Origin of the sequence: Streptomyces sp. SA15 (assembly GCF_002291145.1) — a bacterium.
GTDB lineage: Bacteria > Actinomycetota > Actinomycetes > Streptomycetales > Streptomycetaceae > Streptomyces.
The window spans coordinates 1-22,213 of record NZ_NTGE01000091.1 but is presented as its reverse complement, the minus strand read 5'-3'; the positions used below and the strand labels follow the sequence as shown (position 1 = coordinate 22,213).

The 22,213-nt window shown below is 73.5% G+C and carries 5 protein-coding genes; 4 read left to right on the top strand and 1 reads right to left on the bottom strand.

What is annotated here, in order from left to right; all coding sequences use genetic code 11:
• Window positions 1–185, bottom strand: a 185-nt coding sequence (locus CLM62_RS50760) for a hypothetical protein (protein ID WP_218835601.1), incomplete at its 3' end; no start/stop codon positions are given.
• Between the two features lie 1,162 nt (window positions 186–1,347).
• On the opposite strand from CLM62_RS50760, the gene CLM62_RS16680 reads away from it, so the two are divergent.
• The 4 genes from CLM62_RS16680 to CLM62_RS16665 form a co-directional block, all read left to right on the top strand.
• Window positions 1,348–2,106, top strand: coding sequence for a thioesterase II family protein (locus tag CLM62_RS16680; RefSeq protein ID WP_095750664.1), 759 nt, complete (start codon window positions 1,348–1,350; stop codon window positions 2,104–2,106).
• Window positions 2,107–2,495: 389 nt separating this feature from the next.
• Window positions 2,496–5,189 carry a LuxR family transcriptional regulator gene (locus CLM62_RS16675; RefSeq protein ID WP_095750663.1) on the top strand — a complete coding sequence of 898 codons (2,694 nt, stop codon included), beginning with the start codon at window positions 2,496–2,498 and terminating at the stop codon, window positions 5,187–5,189.
• 140 nt (window positions 5,190–5,329) lie between these two features.
• Complete coding sequence (locus CLM62_RS16670; protein WP_306457914.1) at window positions 5,330–8,119, top strand: LuxR family transcriptional regulator; 2,790 nt, start codon at window positions 5,330–5,332, stop codon at window positions 8,117–8,119.
• A gap of 311 nt (window positions 8,120–8,430) precedes the next feature.
• A partial coding sequence (locus CLM62_RS16665; protein ID WP_095750661.1) for a type I polyketide synthase occupies window positions 8,431–22,213 on the top strand: 13,783 nt, incomplete at its 3' end.

Genomic DNA, 22,213 nt, shown 5'->3' with positions numbered 1-22,213 from the left:
CTCGGGGCCACCCGGCGAATGGGCAGTCCGTCCCGGGAGAAGGGCTCGTCCTGAAGGTTCACCACAACGGGAGGGCCGCCACTGCCCCGCATGCGCTCGGCCGCCCGGGAGAGGCCGCACTCCTCGGGGAGCGGGGCGCGGAGCGCGGGGGGGGGGGGCGCGGGGGCGGCGATGGCGTCGCCCACGGCCCGGTGAGGGGGTGCCGCGGTGGCCGTTTCGGAGGGCTCGGGGGTGCCTTGTGTCTCGGGGCGCCGACGGGGTGGGGACGGGGCCTGGCGAGCCGGGGCGCCCGGGGGTGGGGCGGCGATGCGTGCTCGGTCACGGCTCCAGATCCGGTTCCGGCGGGGTGGAGGCGCGGGCGGGGCCTCGCTCAGGAGGATGCGGGGACAGCGGCACGTCGAGCCGGGGGCGCGTCTCGGCGGCCCCGGCCCGGTACCTGGCCTCGCGAGTGGGGTACGGGGCGGGGACAGCGGGCACTCGGCGGCGCGCATCATGCCGGTCTCCTCGGCCAGGCACAGCGCGTGGGCCCTGGAGAAGGTGCCCGGGGGACCGGAGCCGTAGGCGTGGAGCAGGAAGAGCGGGACGACGACGGTGGGGCCCCCGCGCCGTGCCGTACGGGGCAGGGGATGCCGTGCCGCACGGGGCAGGGGATGCCGTGCCGTACGGGGCAGGGATGGTGGTACTTCCGCTCACCGCGCAGTTCCTCCGGGTCACCGGAACCGGTCCACAGTCCGTGGTTGGCGGGGCGCGGGTTCCGTACGACGTCGCGGTTGTGCTCGTAGCGCACGCGCCGGTCGCCGACGGTCGGTGGCCGGCCGTCACGGGAGGGGGAAGCAGGGGCGTCGGCGGCATCGACGTGGTGGGCTCGGCTCACTGCTCAACCTCCCCGTGACGGACGGGGCCGCCGTCCGCGGCGACCGCACGGCTCACAGCCTGAGCCGCCCGCCCGGCCGACGGGAACCCCTAAACCGCATGCCGGCATGGCCGGCCCGCCGCTCCGCCGGGCATCGGGGTGGCCGGTACGGGTGCCCATGACTCGGCGTGGTGTGTCGGGCTTGCGGAACACCGGCCCGGCTGTGGTGTGGGCCATAACCGGAAGTGAGACGTCCGTCACTTCCGCACTGAGCCGTGCCGCGGTGCGCGGTTGGTCGAAATCCGGCACTGCCGCTGCCCGGTCCGCCTGTGCGGTCCCGGCGTCCCGTGTGTCGGCCACCCCGAGCGCAAGTGGAGTAGGGGGGTGCGGTTCCGGTTAGGGGTTGTGGGGTCTTAAGGGGGCGGCGAAGCATGGTTGTGCGAGTCAACGACCTTATACGTCAGCCCGCGAGCCATGAATGAAAGGTTCTATTCGTGAGCACCCCCCACGTTGACGAAAACCTGTGGGTACGTCAGTTCCATCCGGCTCCGGCCGCGGCGACCCGGCTCGTCTGCTTCCCCCACGCCGGTGGATCCGCTCCGTACTACCTCCCGGTCTCGAAGGCTCTGAGCCCGAGTGTCGACGTGCTGGCCATCCAGTACCCGGGGCGCCAGGACCGCCGCCAGGAGAAGTGCGTCGACAACATCGCAGAACTGGCCGACGCCGTGACCGCCGAACTGCTGCCGTGGGCCGACCGGCCGCTGGTGCTGTTCGGGCACAGCATGGGGGCCTCGCTCGCCTTCGAGGTGGCCCTGCGGCTGGAGCGCAAGGACATCGTGCCCCTCGCACTGTTCGCCTCCGGCCGGCGGGCGCCCTCGCGGTACCGCGACGAGCGAGTGCACCTGCTCGGCGACGACGAGATCATCCAGGAGCTGAAGTCCCTGAGCGGGACCAGCTCCGAGGTGCTCGGCAACGAGGAGATCCTGAGGATGGCGATGCCGGCCATCCGCGGTGACTACCGGGCCGCCGAGACCTACCGGCACAGCGGTGGGATGCGGCTCGCCGCGCCGATCCATGTGCACTACGGCACGGAGGATCCGCGGGTCAGCCGCGAGGAGGCCGAGGCCTGGGCGGAGCACACCAGCGGCCGCTTCGAGATTCACCGTCATGCGGGCGGGCACTTCTACCTCAACGACGAGGGGCCGCGCGTGATCGAGGCGATTGCCCGCGTCTGTTCGACCGTCACGGCGTAGAGGCGCGCCGGGGCCAGAAAATGGGCGGCTCGGCGGGGGTGCCGCTGTGAAACTGCGGCAGCATTTCTCTATTTGCCCGCACGTCATTCGGTGCGGAATTCCAGGGTCTTTGCAGGGTCCCGTCCCACGGGCCGATTGGCTGTGATTTTCGCAGCAGGCGCCTGTGAGCTGTCCGGCGTTGGCCGGTTTCTTACCCTTTCCTTGTCAAACTTTTCGATCTTGACACATGTTGCGTGCAAGTGTTCTACTCGTACGGGATTCGGGGTTCGCAAGTATTAGCCGAAGGCATGGTGAGTGGTTGAATGAGGGGCTTAGTGTCCCCGTTTCGCCGGTCGTTGCGTGCTGCGGCCCCGGCTTGACTTGGGTCGATACGGGGTGTTTAGCGATTCATGGTGCTGATTGGGCGACATCTGGAAACAACTCGACTGCACGCAGCCTATTCTTCGGTCCGGACCACCCGTAGATCCGCTGTCGTGGTCGTCGAAGCGGCCGCGGGGTGCGGCAAGAGCGAACTCCTGGAAGAGTTCGTGGGCCGCGTCGAATCGCTCGGCCCGAGCCTGCTGCATGCCACCGCGATCGCCGAGGAGCGGGGTACCCCGCTGAGCGTCCTGCGGAACCTCGTCAACGGCGCGCCCTTCCCGGACGACGTGGTGCGCCGGTTTCAGGCCATGAGCGATGCCACGATCCGGAAGATCTCGGCCGAGGGCCGGGGGCGGGTGCGGCGTGACGCCGCCTGGTACGACCTGACGCGAACCTTCTGTGGCGAGGTGCGGGCTCTGACCCGGCGCGCGCCCGTCGTGGTGGCCGTCGACGACCTCCACCACGCGGACCCCGACTCACTGCGGCAGCTGGTCCATCTGGCCCGGCACTGCCGCAACCTCCCCCTGCTGCTGGTGCTCACGCGCTCGCCCGCCAGCGGCCCGGCCGACCGGACCGCCGGCGCCGAAATGTTCAGACAGTCGAATCTCGAACGCATCCAGCTGCCCAGGCTCCGCCTCAAGGACGTCGCCGACATCCTGGGCCACCTGGACGCCGCCGCCGGGGAACGCTATCTGGCGGTCAGCGGCGGCAATCCGCTGCTGCTCGGGGCGCTGCTGGAAGACACGCGCGGCGAGCCCGACGGCGCCGACGCCTCGGACACCGGGCCCCGGCCGGGACAGGCCTACGGCAGGGCGGTCCTCGCCTGTCTGGACCGCGGCGGCGAACGCACCAGCGAGGTGGCCGCCGGACTGGCGGTCCTCGGCGAGGCGTGCACCGACGAACTGCTGTCCCGGCTCCTGGACGTCTCGCTCGTCGAACTCGCCGAGAACCTGGGAGCCCTGCGCGGCTCCGGCATCGTCACGGGCAACGCCTTCCAGCACCCGGAGGCCAAGGCGGCGGTGCTGGCCTCCCTGGAGCCGTCCTCCCGTCTCGACCTGCACTGGCGCTCCGCGCAGCTGCTGCACGCCTCCGGAGCGCCCGCGGCCCTGGCCGCCGAGCATCTGCGGCAGGCCGGCCGGGCGGAGGGCGCCTGGGCAGTGGGGGTGCTGAGGGAAGCCGCCGACCAGGCGCTGGCGGCCGATGAGGTACGACGTGCCATCTCCTACCTCGAACTGGCCCACGGCGCGGCCGCCGACCCGCTGGCGCGCACCGAGATCAAGATCAAGCTGGGTACGGCCACCCGGCGGATCAGCGTCGGCGACGCCGAGCTCCATGTCGATGACGCCCTGCGGAACCTGCGGGCCGGCCGGCTCGACCTGGCGGACGCACGTGGCCTCGGCGCCGCGCTGCGCGCCCACGGCCGGCTGGAGCAGGCGCATGCCCTGCTCGGGCCGGGTCTGCCGCCGGCCGAGAGCGAGGCCGTCCCGGCGGTGGCCGGCCCGCGGACCGCCGGCCCGCTGGAGGGCACACCGGACGGCGGCCCGTGTGACGATCGGCTCGCCCAGCGCGTCGCGGACACCGACAGCCTGCTGGAGGTGACCCCGCTGACCGACGGCACCTTCGACCTGGTGCTCGACGTCATCTGGACGCTGCTCTCGCACGGCGCGGTGGAGCGGACCCGGTACTGGTGCGATCACTTCGTACGGGAGTCGGCGACGCGCGGCGCGCCGGGGTGGGAGGCGGCCTTCACGGCCGTACGCGCCGAAGGAGCCCTGCACGGCGGCAAACTCGCCGAGGTGGAGCGCGACGCACGCCGCTGTCTGACGCTGCTGTCGGGGCGGCATCCGGCGCCCCTGGAGGCCAGCGCGGTCTCGCACCTGGTGAGGGTCCTGGTGGCGCGGGGCAAACGCAAGGAGGCCGCCCGGCAGCTGAGTCGCCCCATGGCCGACTCCCTGTCGGGCACCATCCACTGGCTCGACTACCTGCGCGCCCGTGGGCTCTACTACCTGGCCACCCAGCAGCATCACGCGGCACTGCAGGACTTCCACGAGGTGGGCCGTATCGCCGAACGGTGGGGGGCCGACCGGCCCGCCCTGCTGCCGTGGCGCACGGACACCGCGCAGACGCTGCTGTTCCTCGGGGAGCGGGAGCAGGCGCTGAGGCTGGCCACCGAGCAGCTGGCCATGGTGGAGGGCGACGCTCCCCGTATCCGTGGCATCTCCCTGCGCCTGCAGGGGCTCGCCTCCGAACCCGACGCCCAGCTGGATCTGCTGGGCCAGGCCGTCGTGGAGCTGGACCGGGCGGACGACCGGCTGGAACTGGCACGCGCCCTGTTCGACCTGGTGGACGCCCACCGACAGGCCCACGAGGCCCGGCAGGCGGCGATGGTGCTGCGCAAGGCGCGGCAGGTGGCCAAGGGCTGCGGGATGCGGCCGTCGCCCGACCGGATCGGTTCGCCCGAAGGCACGGCGACGGGGAAGCGCATCTTCGCTGCGGCGCCCGAACGGCAGCCCACCGACTGGGGGCATCTCAGCGAGTCGGAGCGCCGGGTCGCGAGCCTGGCCGCCAGCGGATTCACCAACCGTGAGATCTCGGTGCGGCTTTACATCACCATGAGCACGGTTGAACAACACCTTACTCGTGTATACCGGAAGTTGAAGATAAGGGGACGGGGAGAGTTATTGGCCACTTCCCGGGCTTACGACTTCGAGAACTCAGCATGAGTCAATGAGCCTGGTCGGCAGGGGAGGTTGAAATAGGGGGTGTGAATATAGGGGTAGGCTCCTTGTCCGGCGCTGGATAGTCTGAATACGCCTGAACGGCGACGAACGAAACCAGCTTCGGTCGGACATGGGGAGAGCGAGTGGGACTGGGACACTCCAGTGGCTTTTCGGAAATCGTCGAACGTGCCGAGGAAATGTCGGTGCTCGCGCATGCGCTGGTGAACACCGAGCGGGGCGAAGGCGGTGTGATCCTGGTCAATTCGGGGCCCGGAGTCGGCCGTACCACACTGTTCAACGAATTCCTGCGGCAGGCCGCCGACCGCGGGGCCCGGGTGTGCGCCGCCACGGGGTCGTCCGCGGAGACCGGTGCCGAGCTCGGAGTCGTCACGCAGCTCTTCCCCTCCGACGGGCCGCTCGCCGCCGGACTCCGGCTCGCACGGGCGATCGGCGGCCGGGACGGCGTCCCCTCGCCCGACGCCGACCGGCTCCACGAGGAACTGTGCCGGGAGATCCGGCGCGGACCGGTGGTGCTGGCGGTCGACGACGTCCAGCTCGCCGACGCCGCGTCACTGCGGTTCCTGCTGTACCTCGTACGTCGGCTGCGCACCGCCCCGGTTCTGATCGTGCTCACCGAACCCACCGGCCCGGACGCGCTGCCGCCCGCCTTCCAGGCGGAACTCCTGCGGCATCCGCGGTGCCGGCGCCTCGGACTGCTGCCACTGTCCTCGGACGGTGTCACCCGGATGATCGCGCCGTACGTGGACGCGGCCGACGCCCCGCGGCTGGCCGCGGAATTCCACGCCATCAGCGGCGGCAATCCCCTCCTGCTGCGGGGACTCCTGGCGGACCACAGGACCGCGGGGCGAGGCGACCGGCAGGGCCAGGGTGCGGCTGCCCAGCCCGCCGACAGCACGGCCTTCGCCCACGCCGCCCTCGCCTGGGCGTACCGGAACGAGCCCGTGCTCTTCGACGTCGCCTGCGGTTTCGCCGTACTCGGCAGGAACGCCACCCCTGCCCTGGTGGCCTGCCTGGTCGACCGGGGAGCCGACGCGGTCGCCCGGGTCATGACGGCACTGGACACGGCGGGTCTGCTGGACGGCACGGCCTTCCGCAGCGCCCTCGTCGGCAAGGCCCTGCTGGAGCACGTGGACGTGGAGAGACGGGCGCAACTGCACCGGCGCGCCGCCTGGCTGCTCCATGGGGACGGTGCGTCGCCGGTCGACGTCGCGCACCATCTGCTCGCGGCCCCTGTGGCCGAGCCCTGGGCGGGCCGCACCCTGATCGCCGCGGCGGAGCAGGCCGTACGCGACAGGCAGGAGGAGTTCAGCCTCGACTGTCTCCGGCTGGCCGGTCAGTACGCGACGACCGAGGAGGAACGCGCCGCCGTCGTCATGGCGCGGGTACGGATCGGCTGGGAGATCGACCCCCGCCTGGTGAGCCCGTGGCTCGACGAACTCGGCACCGCGCTCGGGCGGGGCCATGTCGGCGGGGCGGACGCCGCCTGGATCGTCAAGCACCTCGCCTGGCAGGACCGCTTCCAGGAAGCGGCCGACAGCCTGTCCGCGCTGGCCGGGCGCAGCGGCGGTGAACCCAGGGAGCAGGCGGAACTCCACGTCGTCCGGCAGTGGCTGCGGCACACCTGCCCCACGCTGGAGCTCGGCGCCGCGGACGCCACCACGTCCACCGCGCAGGCCACCACCCCGCCCCGTCCGCTCAGCCCGGCCTCGTACGCGGTGGAGATGCTCGGCAGGGTACTGACCGAGGGGCCCGACGACCGCGCCGTCGCCATGGCCGAGGAGATCCTGTGCGGCTGCCGGTTCGGGGAGACGGCCGTGGAGGCCCTGGAGGCGGCGCTGCTGGTCCTTCTCTACGGCGAACGCCCCGACCGGGCGTTGTTCTGGTGCGACGCGCTGCTGCGGCAGGCCGGCGACCGGCCGACGGGGACGCGGGTGGCGATCCTCTCCGGGATCCGCGCCGAAGTGGCCCTGCGACAAGGCGCGTTGCAAGCCGCCGAGCAGTACGCGGTCCGAGCCCTGGAGGCGATCTCCCTGCCCGGCTGGGGCGTGGCCATCGGCTCTCCCCTGGCCACCCTGGTGCGGGCCACGACGGTGTCGGGCAGGACCGGAGAGGCCGGGGCGTGGCTGAACCAGGACGTGCCCGAGGGCATGTTCCGCACCCGCCACGGGCTGCTCTACATGCATGCCCGCGGCCGCTACCACCTCGCGGTGGACCGTCCGGCCGCCGCCCTGGAGGACTTCCTGACCTGCGGACGGCTCGCCAAGGAGTGGAGCATGGACATGCCCACCTTCCTCCCCTGGCGTACCTCGGCCGCACAGGCGCACCTGGCCCTGGGCAACGGCGGCCAGGCGCGGACGCTGGTGCGGGAGCAGCTGGCGCGGCCCGGCGGCAGCACCCTGAGATGCCGGGGCGTGTCGCTGCGCCTCCTCGCCGCCACGAGTGAACTCGCCCGCCGCCCCCCTCTGTTGCGCGAGTCCGTCAACCTGCTGGAGACGTGCGGCGACCGGGTGGAGCTGCTGCGCTCCCTGGCCGACCACTCCGACGCCCTGCACCAGCTCGGCGCACCCGCGAAGGCGCGGATGACCGCCCGTCATGCCAGGACCGTCGCCGACACCTGGGGAGGGGACGCGCTGTTCCGCAGGCTGTTCAAGGAGGAGGCGTCCGACGGCGCGGACGAACCGGTGGGACTCACGGGCGACCACCACGGCTCGGCCAGCCTGACGGCCGCGGAACGGCGGGTCACCGCCCTGGCCGCCCTGGGCCACTCCAACCGTGAGATCGGGCGCAAGCTGTTCATCACCAAGAGCACCGTCGAGCAGCACCTCACCCGGGTCTACCGGAAGCTCGGCGTGCGCAACCGGGCCGACCTCGGCGATCTGCTCGCCGGGACCAACCTCGCCGCCCAGGCCTAGGAACTGCCCGTCGAGTGGTGAACCGGCAGCTGTGCGGTGACACCCCGCGCCGGTGGCGCCGCGCGCCGGGGTGCCACCGCACAGCGGTGCGGCGGCACCCTCCGACCCGGCCCCGAGTACCCCACCCCACCCCTCCCTCGACCGGGAAAAGAGGCCGGTCAACAGGGGTGGAATCCGCCCGGTGGTGCCGGGCTAAGGGGTCGCCTAGTGGTTGAGGCTAGGGGCCGTCCGATCGGATATTCGGTGTGACCTGCGGCCGTCGCGCCGCAGTGAGCGCGCTTCGTAGATTCCTAGCGACGTAAGGGAAACGCATGGCGGGTGGATCCGAGTCAGAGGCCGCTGAATTCGAGGCGGGATCCGTCCAGCCGATCGCGGTGGTGGGAATGGCGTGCCGGCTGCCCGGTGCGGCAGGCCCTGCCGAATTCCGCGCCGTTCTCCGGAACGGTACGGAAACCGTCGGCGCCGCCGCACCGGATCGCCCGTACGTCCCGCGGCGGGGTGGGTTCCTGGAATCGGTGGACCGTTTCGACGCCGGATTCTTCGGTGTCTCGCCGCGCGAGGCCGCGGTCATGGACCCGCAGCAGCGGCTGATGCTGGAACTGTGCTGGGAGGCCCTCGAGGACGCGGGTACAGTCCCCGCCCGCCTCGGCGGCGGCGACGCCGGCGTCTTCGTGGGCGCCATCGCCGACGACTACGCCGCGCTGTCCCGGGCCGTCGGAGCGGACGCCACCACCCCGGAGACGACGACCGGCCTCAGTCGGGGCATGATCGCCAACCGGGTCTCCTACACGCTGGGCCTGCGCGGACCGAGCTTCACGGTCGACTCGGGTCAGTCGTCGTCCCTGGTCGCCGTACACCTGGCCGCCGAGAGCCTGCGCAGGGGCGAATGCTCCCTGGCCCTCGCCGGAGGCGTGAACCTGATCCTGGCCGAGGACAGCACGGCCGCCGTGGAACGATTTGGGGCGCTCTCCCCGGACGGCCGCTGCTACACCTTCGATGCCCGGGCCAACGGTTACGTGCGCGGCGAAGGCGGCGGGGTCGTCGTCCTCAAGCAGCTTTCCGACGCCGTCGCCGACGGGGACGACATCCTGTGCGTGCTCGCGGGCAGCGCGGTGAACAACGACGGCGGCGGTGAGGGTCTCACCGTCCCCGACCGCGAGGGACAGCAGGAGGTACTGACCGCCGCATACGAGCAGGCCGGAATCGCTCCGAGCGCCGTCGGATACGTGGAGCTGCACGGGACCGGAACCCCCGCAGGCGACCCCGTCGAGGCCGCGGCCGCCGGCGCCGTCCTCGGAACGGGCCGGACCGCCGAACGGCCTCTGCTGGTCGGCTCGGTGAAGACCAACATCGGCCATCTCGAAGGTGCCGCCGGCATCGCGGGACTCCTCAAGGGCGTGCTGGCCGTACGCCACAGGGAGATCCCCGCCAGCCTCAACTTCGCCACCCCGAATCCCGCCATTGCCCTGGAGGAGCTGGGCATCCGGGTGAACACGGCGCTCGAACCCTGGCCGCGGCAGGCCGGGCCGCTGGTTGTGGGCGTGAGTTCCTTCGGCATGGGCGGCACCAACTGCCATGTGGTGCTCACCGAATGGGACGGCGTCGCACCGGGCGCGGCACCCGGCATCCGGCCCGCCGGGACACCGGTGCCCCTCCTCGTCTCGGGCCGGGACGAGCAGGCGTTGCGCGACCAGGCGCACCACCTGCGCCGGCACCTCGACGCGCACGGCCCGCTGCGCCCCCAGGACGTCGGCCACACCCTGGCCGCCGGCCGCACGGCCTTCGAACACCGCGCCGTGCTGCTCGCCCGCGAGCCGCAGGACATGGCCGACGGCCTCGCCCGGCTCGCCGACGGCACGCCCGGCCCGGACCTCGTGCGCTCCACCGTGACCCGCGGCACTCTCGCCTTGCTCTTCACCGGGCAGGGCAGCCAGCGCCCCGGCATGACCGCCGCGCTGTACCGGTCGTCGCCGGAGTACGCCGCCGCCCTGGACGAGGTGTGCGCGCACCTGGACCGCCATCTGCGACTGCCTCTGCGGGACGTGCTCTTCGCCGCGGAAGGGTCGGCCGAGGCGGCCCTGTTGGACCGTACCGAGTTCACCCAGCCCGCGCTGTTCGCCGTCGAGGTCGCCCTCTTCCGGCTGGCCGAGCAGTGCGGCCTCACCCCCGGGCTGCTGCTCGGCCACTCCGTCGGTGAACTGGCCGCGGCGCACGTCGCCGGTGTCCTGTCCCTCGCGGACGCGTGCACCCTGGTCGCCGCGCGCGGCCGGCTGATGCAGGCCCAGCCGACGACCGGGGCGATGGTGTCCATCCAGGCCACTGAGGAGGAACTCACGCCGTTCCTCGGCGAGTCGGTGGCGTCGGCCGCGCTGAACGGCCCGGCCTCCACGGTGATCGCGGGCGACGAGGACGCCGTCCTGGCCGTCGCAGCGCACTGGGCGGCGCAGGGCCGCAAGACCAAGCGGCTGCGGGTCAGCCACGCCTTCCACTCGCCGCACATGGACGGCATGCTCACGGAGTTCGGCCGGATCGCCGGGCAACTGACCTTCGCGGCCCCCCGCATCCCGATCGTGTCGAACGAGACAGGCGCGATGCTCACCGATGCCGAGGCCCGCTCGCCGGAGTACTGGGTACGGCACGCCCGCACCACCGTGCGCTTCCTGGACGGAGTGCGCCTGTTGGAGGAGCAGGGCGCGACCACCCTGCTCGAACTCGGCCCCGACGGCACGCTGTCTTCCCTGGCCCGTGACTGTCTGCTCGGCGCCGACACCGTGTCCGTGCCCCTGCTGCGCGGCCGGGACCGGGAGGAGCCGGAGGCCGTGCTCGCCGCGTTGGCCGCCCTCCAGGTCCGTGGCGTGCCGATGCACTGGGAGCAGCTGGCCACCGAGGCGGGCGCCCGACGGGTGCCGCTGCCCACGTACGCGTTCCAGCGGAGGCGCCACTGGCTGCCCGACCCGGCCGACCCGGCCCCCGTATCCGCCCCCCGTCGGGACCCCGGACACCAGCCCCGTGGAGTCGGCGAGCCGGCACTCCCGGTGCGCACACCGCCCGGCGGCCGTACGACGCTGGAGACCGTCCGGGCAGCCGTGGCACTGGTGCTCGGGCACGACTCCCCGGACGACATCACCGTGCACGCGCCGTTCAAGGAGCTGGGGTTCAGCTCCCTGATGCTGGCCGAACTCGGCGAGCGGCTCACCGAGGCGACCGGGCGCCGGGTGCCCACCACCCTGCTCTTCGACCACCCGACGCCCGACGCCCTCGCGCGCCGGCTGTCGGACGGTGCCGAACGGCCCGCGGCCCTCACCACGGCTCCCTCGGCGGCGCACGCCGACGACCCCGTCGTGATCGTGGGCATGGCCTGCCGGCTGCCCGGAGGGATCCGGACGCCGGAGGAGTTGTGGCGGTTCGTGTCGGCGGACGGCGACGCCATCTCTTCGCTGCCCCTGGACCGGGGCTGGACGCTCTCCGGAGACTTCCCCGGCGAGGGCGGTTTCCTCGCGGACGCGGCCGAGTTCGACGCGGCGTTCTTCGGGATCTCGCCGCGTGAGGCGCTGGCGATGGACCCGCAGCAGCGGCTGCTGCTGGAGGCGTCGTGGGAGGCGCTGGAGCGGGCCGGAGTGGACGCGCTGTCGCTGCGCGGCAGCCGCACCGGCGTCTTCGTCGGGGCGGGCCCCTCCGAGTACGGCCCCCGGCTCCACGAGCCCTCGGAAGCCGACGGACATGTGCTGACCGGAACGGCGCCCAGCGTGATGTCGGGCCGGATCGCCTATGTGCTGGGGCTTGAGGGGCCGGCGTTGACGGTGGACACGGCGTGCTCGTCCTCGCTGGTGGCGCTGCATCTGGCGGCGCAGGCGCTGCGCAACGGCGAGTGCGACCTCGCCCTCGCCGGAGGCGTCGCCGTGATGGCGACCTCGGGCATGTTCGTGGAGTTCGCGCGGCAGGGGGGTCTGGCTCCCGACGGGCGGTGCAAGGCGTTCGCGGATGGCGCGGATGGCACCGGGTGGGGCGAGGGCGTGGGTCTGCTGGTGCTGTCACGTCTGTCGGAGGCGCGTCGGCGTGGTCATACCGTGCTGGCGGTGGTGCGGGGTTCGGCGGTGAACTCCGATGGCGCGTCGAACGGTCTGACGGCGCCGAACGGTCCGTCTCAGCAGCGGGTGATCCGGCAGGCGCTGGCGTCGGCGGGGCTGTCGTCGGCCGATGTGGACCTGGTGGAGGCGCACGGCACGGGAACCAGCCTGGGCGATCCGATCGAGGCGCAGGCGCTGCTGGCGACGTACGGTCAGGACCGCCCGGACGACCGGCCGCTGCTGCTGGGATCGGTGAAGTCGAACATCGGTCATACGCAGGCGGCCGCGGGTGTGGCGGGTGTGATCAAGTCGGTGCTGGCGCTGCGGCACGGGGTGCTGCCGAAGACGTTGCATGTGGATGCGCCGTCGCGGGAGGTGGACTGGTCGGCGGGCTCGGTGGAGTTGCTGACCGAGACGCGTCAGTGGCCTCAGACCGGCCGGCCTCGGCGTGCGGGTGTCTCCTCGTTCGGGATCAGCGGCACCAACGCCCACGTCATCCTGGAGGAGCCCTCCGCTCCGGCCGCAGAACAGGCGGACACGACAGCGCCCGTGCCCTTGCCGGTGGTTCCGTGGGTGGTGTCCGGTCGCGGTGAGGCCGCCTTGCGGGCGCAGGCGGCTCGGCTCCTGGAGTGGGCGCAGAGGGAACCTGGGCTGGATCCGGTTGATGTGGGGTTGTCGCTGGCCCGGTCGCGCGCGGTGCTGGAGCACCGGGCGGTGGTCGTGGGCGCGGACCGGGATGAACTGCTCTCGCGCCTGGGGGAGTTGACCGGTGGTGTGGCCACGGATGGCGGCCTGGCAATGCTGTTCACCGGTCAGGGCGCGCAGCGCCTGGGCATGGGGCGGGAGTTGTATGAGGCGTTCCCCGTGTTCGCGGCGGCGTTCGACGAGGTGTGCGCGCAGGTGGATGCCGGGCTGGAGCGGCCGCTGAAGGAGGTCGTCTTCGGCGGCGACCCGGCCGAGCTGGAGCGGACAGGATGGGCGCAGCCGGCGTTGTTCGCGGTCGAGGTGGCGCTGTTCCGGCTGCTGGAGGCGTGGGGTGTGCGGGCGGATGTGCTGGTGGGGCACTCCATCGGTGAGTTGGCCGCTGCTCATGTGGCGGGGGTGTGGTCGCTGGAGGACGCCTGCCGGGTCGTGGCGGCGCGGGGCCGGTTGATGCAGGCCCTGCCGGCCGGTGGGGCGATGGTCGCGGTGGAGGCGGCCGAGGGCGACCTGGGTGAGCTGCCGGAGGGGGTGTCGCTGGCGGCGGTCAACGGGCCGGGCTCCCTGGTGCTCTCCGGGGACGAGGAGCCCGTACTGGCCCTGGCCGGGAGCCTGGCCGGGGAGGGGCGGCGTACCAAGCGGCTGACGGTCTCGCACGCGTTCCATTCGGCGCGGATGGAGCCGATGCTGGCCGAGTTCGCCGAAGTGCTGGCCTCGGTGGAGTTCCACCCCCCGGGCATCCCGCTGATCCCGAACCTCCCCGACACGGATATGGCCACCCCCGAGTACTGGGTCCGCCAAGTCCGCGAGGCCGTCCGTTTCGCCGACGGTGTGACCGCCGCGCACCGCCAAGGTGTCCGGCGGTATCTCGAACTCGGGCCTGACGGGGTCCTGACCTCACTGGCCCAGGACACCCTGGCCGAGCAGGGACTCGACCGGGACGTGGTCGCCGTGGCCGCGCTGCGTGGTGAGCAGCCCGAGGCCCGTGCGTTGCTCACCGCCCTGGGGCGGTTGCACGTCGCCGGCGTGAATGTGGACTGGTCGGCCTTCTTCGCCCCGTCCGGGGCCCGTACGGTCGAGCTGCCCACGTATGCCTTCCAGCACGAGCGGTACTGGATGGAGCCCGTCGCATCGGCCTCGGTGGCGGTGGATCCGATCCGGTATCGCGCCGAGTGGGCGGCCGTGCCGGACGGTGCCGCGCCGTCGCTGAGCGGAGTGTGGGCTGTGGTGGTCCCCGTGGGCGTCGAGCACGAGCACGAGGACGTGACGGCCGCGCTGCGGGAGCACGGCGCGCGGCCCGTGGTGGTCGAGGTCGACCCGGTGGGCGACCGGGCCGGGATCGCCGACGCGTTGAGAGCGGCGCTCGGTGAGCAAGAAGGCGGTGGCGTGGTGTCGCTGCTCGCCGTGGACCGGGGACCCTCCGCGGGCGCCGCCGGGACCGCCGTGCTGTTGCAGGCCCTCACCGGGCTCGGCGGCAGCGGTCGGCTGTGGTCGATGACGCGGGGTGCGGTGTCGGTGGGGCGCTCCGACGAGCTGAGCGCGCCCGCGCAGGCGCAGGTGTGGGGGGTGGGCCGGGTCGCGGCACTGGAGTACCCGGAGCGCTGGGGTGGTCTCCTCGATCTGCCTGCCGAACTGGATGACCGGGCCCGCGCCCGGCTGTGCGCCGTCCTGGCGGGTGGCACCGGCGAGGACCAGGTGGCCGTACGCGAGGCGGGGCTGTACGCACGGCGACTGCACCGCACCACGCTCCGTGCGCCCGCCGCCGACGCGGGCCGTCTTCGTGTCGACGGCACCGTGCTGGTGACGGGCGGTACCGGGGCGCTCGGCGCACACATCGCCGGCTGGCTGGCCCGGGCCGGGGCGCGGCACGTGCTGCTCACCAGCCGACGCGGGCCGGGCGCCGACGGTGTCACCGAACTCGTGGACGAACTGCGCGAGTCGGGAACCGAGGTGACGGTCGCCGCCTGCGACGTGGCCGACCGGGAGGCCCTGGCGGACCTGATCGCCGCACTGCCCGCCGACCGCCCGCTGACCGGCGTCGTGCACGCCGCCGGTGTCCTCGACGACGGGGTGCTCGACTCCCTCACCCTCGACCGGTTCGCCGCGGTCGCCGGACCCAAGGTGACCGGCGCATGGCATCTGCACGACCTCACCCGCGACCTCGACCTGTCCCTGTTCGTGCTGTTCTCGTCCGTCGCCGGCACGGTCGGCCTGGCCGGACAGGGCAACTACGCTGCCGCCAACGCCTACCTGGACGCGCTCGCCGTGCACCGGGCCCAGCTCGGCCTGCCGGCGACCGCGGTGGCCTGGGGTTCCTGGTCCGGCGCGGGCATGGCCGGTGACACCCGGGCGGCCCGCGACCGGCTGGCACGCACCGGCCTGGTGCCCCTCGACCCCGCCGCCGCCCTCGCCGCGCTCGACCGGGTCATCGCCGACGGTGAGACCGCGGTGACGGTCGCCGACGTCGACTGGGAGCGGTTCACGGCCGGGTTCGCCCCTGGCAGGCAGCACCCGCTGTTCACCGGGATCCCCGAGGTACGGCAGGCCCGGCCGCAGGAGACCGGCCCGGGCACCGCCGTGCCGGTGGACCGGCTCGCCGGACTGGCGGGCGACGAACTGCGCCAGGTGCTCGACGACATGGTGAACGCCGCGGTCGCCGCCGTCCTGGGGCTCCCGGCCACCGGGCGGGCGCCGGCCGACCGCACCTTCAAGTCGCTCGGTTTCGACTCGCTGATCGGCGTCGAGTTCCGCAACCGGCTCGCCGCCGCACTCGGCAGGCGGCTGCCGCCCAGCCTGATCTTCGACCACCCCACGCCGGCCCGGCTCGTCGAGCACCTGGCCGCCGGGCTGGAGGGCGCCGACGACCGGCCCATGGCCGCCGGCGCGCGACCGGCCGCCCCCGCACGCACCCACGACGACCCCGTCGTGATCGTGTCCGCCGCCTGCCGGTTCCCGGGCGGCGTGCGGACCCCGGAGGACCTGTGGCGGCTCGTCGTCGACGGCGGCGACGCGATCGGGCCCTTTCCGCCGGACCGGGGCTGGGACCTCGCCGGCCTCTACGACCCCGACCCCGGCACGTCCGGCACCAGTTACGTCCGCGAGGGCGGCTTCCTCACCGGCGTGGCGGACTTCGACGCGGCGTTCTTCGGGATCTCGCCGCGTGAGGCGCTGGCGATGGATCCGCAGCAGCGGCTGCTGCTGGAGACCTCGTGGGAGGCGCTGGAGCGGGCCGGCATCGTCCCGGGCTCCCTGGCCGGCAGCCGGACCGGCGTCTTCGTCGGCTCCAACGGTCAGGACTACGCGAACCTGCTGCGTTCCTCCGACCTCGAGGGGCATGTGCTGACCGGTACGGCCTCCAGCGTGCTCTCCGGCCGTATCGCCTACACCCTGGGGCTCGAAGGCCCCGCGCTGACTGTCGACACCGCCTGCTCCTCCGCGCTGGTCGCCCTGCACCTCGCCGTGCAGGCGCTCGGTGCGGGCGAGTGCGACCTCGCGCTCGCCGCCGGTGTGACCGTGATGTCCGGTCCGGACATCTTCGTGGAGTTCTCCCGGCAGCGCGGCCTGTCCGCCGACGGACGCTGCAAGGCCTTCGGCCCCGACGCGGACGGCACCGGCTGGGCCGAGGGCGTCGGCACCGTCGTCCTGGAGCGGCTGTCCGACGCCCGCCGCCTGGGACACGAGGTGCTGGGTGTGGTGCGCGGCACCGCGGTCAACCAGGACGGCGCCTCCAACGGGCTGAGCGCGCCGAACGGTCCGTCGCAGCAGCGGGTGATCCGCCAGGCGCTGGCCGAGGCCGGCTGCACACCGTCCGACGTGGACGCCGTGGAGGCGCACGGCACGGGCACGAGGCTGGGCGACCCGATCGAGGCGCAGGCCCTGCTGGCCACCTACGGCCAGGACCGCCCCGCCGACCGGCCGCTGTATCTCGGCTCGATCAAGTCGAACATCGGGCACACCCAGGCCGCCGCCGGCCTGGCCGGCGTGCTGAAGATGTTGTTCGCACTGCGGCACGGGCAGCTCCCGAAGACCCTGCACGCCCCGCTGCCGACCCCGGAGGTCGACTGGTCCGAGGGCGCGGTCGCCCTGCTCACCGAGGGCCGGCCCTGGCCGGCCGTCGACCGGCCGCGACGCGCGGGCGTCTCCGCGTTCGGCGTCAGCGGCACCAACGCCCACGTGATCCTGGAGCAGGCGCCCTCGCCCGCCGACCCCGACCCGGCACCGGCCGTACGGCGGCCCGTGCTGGACGGCTCCGTCCAGCCGTGGGTGCTGTCCGCCAGGTCCGGAGAGGCGCTGACCGCACTGGCGGACCACCTGCGCGAGGCGACGCGTGCCGCGGCACCGGCCGACGTCGCACGCTCCCTCGTGACGACCAGGACGATCTGGGCGGAGCGCGCTGTACTGATCGCCGACGGCCGGGAGGAGTACACCTCCGCGCTCGCCGCGCTGGCCGGCGGCGAGGGCGATCCGCGGGTGGTGCGCGGCACCACCGACACCCGTGGCCGGGTCGTCTTCGTCTTCCCCGGCCAGGGCGCGCAGTGGGCCGGCATGGCCGCCCGGCTGTGGGAGTCGTCGCCGGTGTTCGCGCAGTGGATGGACCGCTGCGACAAGGTCCTCGCGGACCTGACCGACTGGTCCCTCGCCGAGGTGATCCACCAGGCGGACCGCGCGCCCGGACTGGACCGCGTGGACGTGCTCCAGCCGGCGTCCTGGGCCGTGAGCGTCTCGCTGGCGGCACTCTGGCGTTCCTGTGGGGTCGAACCGGCCGCCGTGGTCGGGCACTCGCAGGGCGAGATCGCCGCGGCATACGTGGCGGGCGCCCTGTCACTGGAGGACTCGGCCGCGCTCGTGACGCTGCGCAGCCGGCTCATCGGCGAGGAGCTGTCCGGGCACGGCGGCATGGTGTCGGTGGCCCTGTCCCCGACCGACACGGCGGACCGCATCGCCCGCTGGGACGGCAGGATCTCCATCGCGGCCAACAACAGCCGCAACTCAACCGTCGTCGCCGGCGAGCCGGAAGCGCTGGCCGAACTGCTCGCCGCCTGCGAGGCGGACGGCGTGCGGGCCCGCCGCATCCCCGTCGACTACGCCTCCCACTCACCCCAGGTGGAGCAGATCGAGCGGAAGCTGACCGAGCTGGCGGCCGGGATCACGCCGCGCTCCGCGGAGGTCCCCTTCCACTCCACCACGACCGGCACCCGGCTCGACACCGTGGACCTGGACGCCGCGTACTGGTACCGCAACCTCCGCAGGCCCGTGCTGTTCGGTCCGGTCACCGAGGACCTCCTCGCCCAGGGCCACGACGTGTTCCTGGAGATGAGCCCGCACCCGGTGCTCGTGCCGGCCGTGCAGGACGCCGCCGACGCGGTCACGGCGACGGCCGTGGCGGTGGGCAGCCTGCGCCGGGACGACGGCGGTCCGGAGCGGTTCCTGCTCTCGCTGGCCGAGGCCTTCGTCCGCGGCGCCCCCGTGGACTGGGCGGCGGTGCTCGGCAGCACCGGCGCCCGCCCGGTCGAGCTGCCCACCTACCCCTTCCAGCGGACCCGGTTCTGGCCCGAGCCCGTCCCGGCGCCGACCACCACGACCGGCGCTACCGAGGACGACGCACCGCTGTGGCAGGCGGTGGAGCACGGCGACCTGGAGGCCGTGGCGGCCGAACTGTCCCTGCGGGACGGCGAGTCGCTGCGCGACCTGGTGCCCGCGCTGTCCGACTGGCGCCGTCGCCGCAAGGACTCGGCAACGCTCGACACCTGGCGCTACCGCGTCATCTGGACGCCGGTGACCCCGTCCGCACCGGCCAACCTGACCGGCGACTGGCTGCTGGTGACCGACGACCCGGACGCGGCGGTCACCCGATGGGTGAGCGCGGCCCTCGGCGAGGGCGTCGCCACCGTGGTGCGGCCGGCCGACGTCCCCGCCCGGCCGCGCACACCGGAGGACACCGCGTGGACGGGCGTCGTGTCGCTGCTGGGCCTCACCGACCGCCCGCACCCGCACCACCCCGCCCTGCCGGCGGGGGTGGCCGACACCGTGGCCCTGCTGACCGCGCTGCGGGAGGCCGGGAACGAGGCACCCCTGTGGTGCGTGACCAGCGGCGCCGTCGGTACCGGCGGCGCCGACCAGGTCACGGCGCCCCAGCAGGCCCAGCTCTGGGGACTGGGCAGGGTCGCCGGCCTGGAAACCCCCGCGACCTGGGGCGGACTCGTCGATCTGCCCGCCGAACCCGACGAGCGCACCGCGGACCTGCTGCGGGCCGTGCTCGCCGCTGACGGAACCGAGCAGGAGTACGCACTGCGGCCCGCCGGACCGTACGTACGCCGACTGGTCCGTGCACCCCTGGCGGGCGTGGCGGTGCCGCGCTCCTGGCGCCCCCGGCCCGACGGCACCGTCGTGGTCACCGGCGGCACCGGAGCGCTGGGCGCCCGGGTGGCCCGCCGGCTCGCCCGCGCGGGCGCCGGACACCTGCTGCTGACCAGTCGGCGCGGTCCGGCCGCCGACGGCGCCGCCGAACTCGCCGAGGAACTTCGGGCCCTGGGCACCGAGGTGACGGTCGCCGCCTGCGACGTGGCCGACCGGGCACAGCTCGCCGACACGCTGGCGGCCGTGCCCGAGGCGTTCCCGGTCAGCGCCGTGATCCACACCGCGGGGGTGAGCCGCGACGCCCCGCTGGCCGAGACCACCCTCGCCGAGCTGGCGGACGTCGTCGCCGCCAAGGCCGCCGGCGCCCGCCACCTGGACGAGCTGCTGGCCGGCCACGACCTCGACGCGTTCGTGCTGTTCTCCTCCGGAGCCGCGATCTGGGGCAGCGCGGGACAAGGCGGATACGCAGCGGCCAACGCGTACGCGGACGCGCTCGCGGCCGACCGGCGCCGACGCGGGCTCGTCGCCACCTCGGTGGCCTGGGGCAGCTGGGCCGGCGGCGGCATGGTCGACGACCACCTCGCGCGCGAGCTGGCCCGTGGCGGGGTGCGCTCGATGGACCCCGACCGGGCGGTCGCCGCACTCCAGCAGGCGCTCGACCACGACGAGACCGCGCTGACGGTCACCGACATGGACTGGGCGCGCTTCGCCCAGACCTTCACCGCGGCCCGCCCGCGCCCGCTGATCGACGGCATTCCGGAGGCCGCCCCCGCCGCCCCGGCCGAACCGGTCGCCGACGTGGCCGACCTGGCCGCGCGGCTGTCGCAGCTGCCCGACGGCGAGCGCGACCGGGAACTGCTGGACATGGTCAGGACCGCCGCGGCGCTGGCCCTCGGGCACAAGAGCGCCGACTCCGTCACACCGTCGAAGCCGTTCAAGGAACTGGGCTTCGACTCGCTGACCGCCGTCGAACTGCGCAACCGCCTCATCGCGGCCACCGGGCTGCGGCTGCCCGCCACCCTGGTCTTCGACCACCCCACGCCCCGCGCGGCGGCCGACTCGCTGCGGACCTTGCTGTTCGGCGCGGACACGTCGGCGGAGACCGCCCCACCCGCCCTCACCGCGCCCGCGGACCCGGCAGCCGACGACCCGGTCGTCATCGTGGCGATGGCCTGCCGCTACCCCGGTGGTACGACGACACCCGAGAAGTTCTGGGACCTGCTCGCGGCGGGCGACGACGGGATCGGAGGCTTCCCCACCGACCGGGGCTGGGACGTCGCTCCCGACGCCGCCTTCTCCCAGACAGGCGGTTTCCTCGCGGACGCGGCCGAGTTCGACGCGGCGTTCTTCGGGATCTCGCCGCGTGAGGCGCTGGCGATGGACCCGCAGCAGCGGCTGCTGCTGGAGGCGTCGTGGGAGGCGCTGGAGCGGGCCGGAGTGGACGCGCTGTCGCTGCGCGGCAGCCGCACCGGCGTCTTCGTGGGCGCCGGTTCGAACGACTACAGCACCATGGTCGCGTCCCTGGACGGAGGCCAGGACTACGCCCTCACCGGCGCCGTCGGCAGTGTGATGTCGGGCCGGATCGCCTATGTGCTGGGGCTTGAGGGGCCGGCGTTGACGGTGGACACGGCGTGCTCGTCCTCGCTGGTTGCGCTGCATCTGGCGGCGCAGGCGCTGCGCAACGGCGAGTGCGACCTCGCCCTCGCCGGAGGCGTCGCCGTGATGGCCACCCCCAACGCCTTCGACGCCTTCGCGCGGCAGGGGGGTCTGGCTCCCGACGGGCGGTGCAAGGCGTTCGCGGATGGCGCGGATGGCACCGGGTGGGGCGAGGGCGTGGGTCTGCTGGTGCTGTCACGTCTGTCGGAGGCGCGTCGGCGTGGTCATACCGTGCTGGCGGTGGTGCGGGGTTCGGCGGTGAACTCCGATGGCGCGTCGAACGGTCTGACGGCGCCGAACGGTCCGTCGCAGCAGCGGGTGATCCGGCAGGCGCTGGCGTCGGCGGGGCTGTCGTCGGCCGATGTGGACCTGGTGGAGGCGCACGGCACGGGAACCAGCCTGGGCGATCCGATCGAGGCGCAGGCGCTGCTGGCGACGTACGGTCAGGACCGCCCGGACGACCGGCCGCTGCTGCTGGGATCGGTGAAGTCGAACATCGGTCATACGCAGGCGGCCGCGGGTGTGGCGGGTGTGATCAAGTCGGTGCTGGCGCTGCGGCACGGGGTGCTGCCGAAGACGTTGCATGTGGATGCGCCGTCGCGGGAGGTGGACTGGTCGGCGGGCTCGGTGGAGTTGCTGACCGAGACGCGTCAGTGGCCTCAGACCGGCCGGCCTCGGCGTGCGGGTGTGTCGGCGTTCGGGATCAGCGGCACCAACGCCCACGTGATCATCGAGGAGGCGCCGGAGCCGGTCGAGGCGGCCGCCTCCACGGCCCCGGACCGGGCTCCCGGCGTGGTGCCGTGGGTGGTGTCGGCGCGGTCGGAGGAGGGGCTGCGGGCGCAGGCGCGGCGGCTTGCCGAGCATCTGCGACGGCGTGAGCCGCGCCCGGTGGACGTGGGCTGGTCGCTGGCCGCGACGCGTGCGGTGCTGGAGCACCGGGCGGTGCTGACCGGGCGGGAACCTGAGGAGTTCCTGGCCCAGTTGGAGGCTCTGGCCGAGGGCATGAGCGCCTCAGGCGTGGTGCGGGGTGTGGCCGGTGACGGCGGGACGGCGTTGCTGTTCACCGGCCAGGGAGCGCAGCGCGCGGGGATGGGCCGTGAGCTGTATGAGGCGTTCCCGGTGTTCGCCGCCGCCTTCGACGCGGTGTGCGCCGGGTTCGACGGGCTCCTTCCCGGGGCGCTGCGGGACGTCGTCTTCGACGGCGACGACGGGGTTGTGGACCGTACGGAGTGGGCGCAGCCGGCGTTGTTCGCGCTGGAGGTGGCGCTGTTCGAGCTGGTCGCCTCGTGGGGTGTGCGGGTGGATGTGCTGGTGG